Annotated in this window: 3 protein-coding genes; all 3 read left to right on the plus strand. The window is 48.6% G+C overall.

Annotation, left to right across the window (positions count from 1 at the left end; translation table 11 throughout):
- Positions 1–1,135, plus strand: a 1,135-nt coding sequence (locus tag ABCM67_RS16155) for an FtsK/SpoIIIE domain-containing protein (RefSeq protein ID WP_342993061.1), incomplete at its 5' end; no start/stop codon positions are given.
- Positions 1,132–1,611, plus strand: a complete 480-nt coding sequence (rlmH, locus tag ABCM67_RS16160; protein ID WP_015524828.1) for a 23S rRNA (pseudouridine(1915)-N(3))-methyltransferase RlmH — start codon at positions 1,132–1,134, stop codon at positions 1,609–1,611. The genes ABCM67_RS16155 and rlmH, both read left to right, overlap by 4 nt.
- 115 nt (positions 1,612–1,726) lie before the next feature.
- Positions 1,727–1,938 (plus strand): co-chaperone GroES (locus tag ABCM67_RS16165; protein WP_342993063.1); only part of this gene is annotated, 212 nt, incomplete at its 3' end.

The following is a 1,938-nucleotide window of genomic DNA, read 5'->3' on the forward strand; positions in this document are numbered from 1 at the left end:
GGTCATGCTGAGGGATCTTCTTCAGTCAGAGGAGTTTAAAAATGCAAAATCCAAGCTGTCTTTTGCAGCAGGTAAGGATATTGCCGGAAAACCGGTAGTGGCAGATATTGCCAAGATGCCGCATCTTCTTATCGCCGGAGCAACCGGCTCCGGAAAATCCGTCTGCATCAATACGCTGATCATCAGCATCCTTTATAAGGCTACACCGGATGAGGTGCGTCTGATCATGATCGATCCGAAGGTGGTGGAGCTCAGTGTATACAACGGGATCCCGCACCTGTTCATTCCGGTGGTCACAGATCCGAAGAAAGCGGCCGGTGCGTTGAACTGGGCTGTTTCCGAGATGACCAGCCGTTACAATGCCTTTGCGGAATATGGGGTACGTAATCTTGGAGAATATAACAAAAAGGTTGCCAATATGCGTGTCCCGGAGGGAGAAAAGGCACCTGAGAAGATGCCGCAGATCGTGATCATCGTGGACGAGCTTGCGGATCTTATGATGGTTGCGCCGGGAGAAGTTGAGGATGCGATCTGCCGTCTGGCCCAGCTGGCACGTGCAGCAGGTATCCATCTGATCATTGCTACCCAGAGGCCATCGGTCAATGTCATCACAGGTCTGATCAAGGCCAATATGCCGTCCAGGATCGCATTTTCTGTATCCTCCGGTGTGGATTCAAGGACGATCCTGGATATGAACGGTGCCGAGAAGCTTCTTGGCAAGGGCGATATGCTGTTTTATCCTCAGGGGTATCAGAAGCCGGCCAGACTGCAGGGCGCTTTTGTTTCAGATGAGGAGGTCAGTGCAGTCGTAGAATATGTTTCTGACAAAAATCAGGGTGCTGTTTATGATACCTCCATCGAGAAGCAGGTCAATACAGCCGGTGTCCCGGGAGGAGCCGGCGGCGGTGACAGAGATGTCTATTTTACAGAAGCCGGTAAATTTATCATTGAGAAGGAAAAGGCCTCCATCGGTATGCTCCAGCGTATGTTCAAGATCGGATTTAACCGTGCGGCAAGGATCATGGATCAGCTTTGTGACGCAGGAGTGGTAGGTCCGGAGGAAGGAACCAAGCCAAGGAAGGTTTTGATGTCAGTAGAAGAATTTGAGAATTATCTGGAGGAGAACGGCGGATGAAAATAAGTATCCTGACAGTAGGGAAGATCAAGGAAAAATATCTGCGGGATGCCATTGCGGAGTATTCCAAGCGCCTCGGGCGTTACTGCAAGCTGGAGATCATAGAAGTGTCCGACGAAAAAACACCGGATAATGCCAGCGAAACAGTAGAAGATGCCATTCGGAACAAGGAAGGGGAGCGTCTTCTTAAATATATCCGGGAGGATGCGTTTGTGATCACTCTGGAGATCGGAGGCGAACAGCTGACCTCTGAGAATTTCGCACGGAAGATCAACGAGCTGGGAATACGTGGGACCAGCCATATCCAGTTTGTGATCGGCGGCTCTATCGGTCTTGGAAAAGAAGTACTGAAGAGATCAGACTATGCTTTAAGCTTTTCGAAGATGACATTTCCTCATCAGCTGATGCGTGTGATCCTTCTGGAACAGATCTACCGCAGCTATCGTATCATCAGTGGAGAGCCCTATCATAAATAATATCATACTACATATCTGCAAATATCTTGACAATTTTCGGATATGTAGTATGATAAAAAAAGAGTAGCACTCAAAGCTCAAGAGTGCTAATAATCACAGAAAGAAGGAAATGAATATGGCATTAAAACCAGTTGCAGACAGAGTTATCGTAAAATATTTTGAGACAGAAGACAAAACCGCATCCGGCATCGTACTTCCGGACAGCTCCAAGGAGAAAACCCAGCAGGCAGAGGTTATCGCAGTAGGTGGCGGTAAGGTCGTAGACGGTAAAGAAGTACCGGTACAGGTAAAGCCGGGCGACCGTGTGATCTACGGAAAATACACAGG

Source organism: Blautia sp. 2227st1_G12_2227SCRN_220401, assembly GCF_039062885.1.
In the GTDB taxonomy this organism is placed as follows: domain Bacteria; phylum Bacillota; class Clostridia; order Lachnospirales; family Lachnospiraceae; genus Blautia_A; species Blautia_A fusiformis.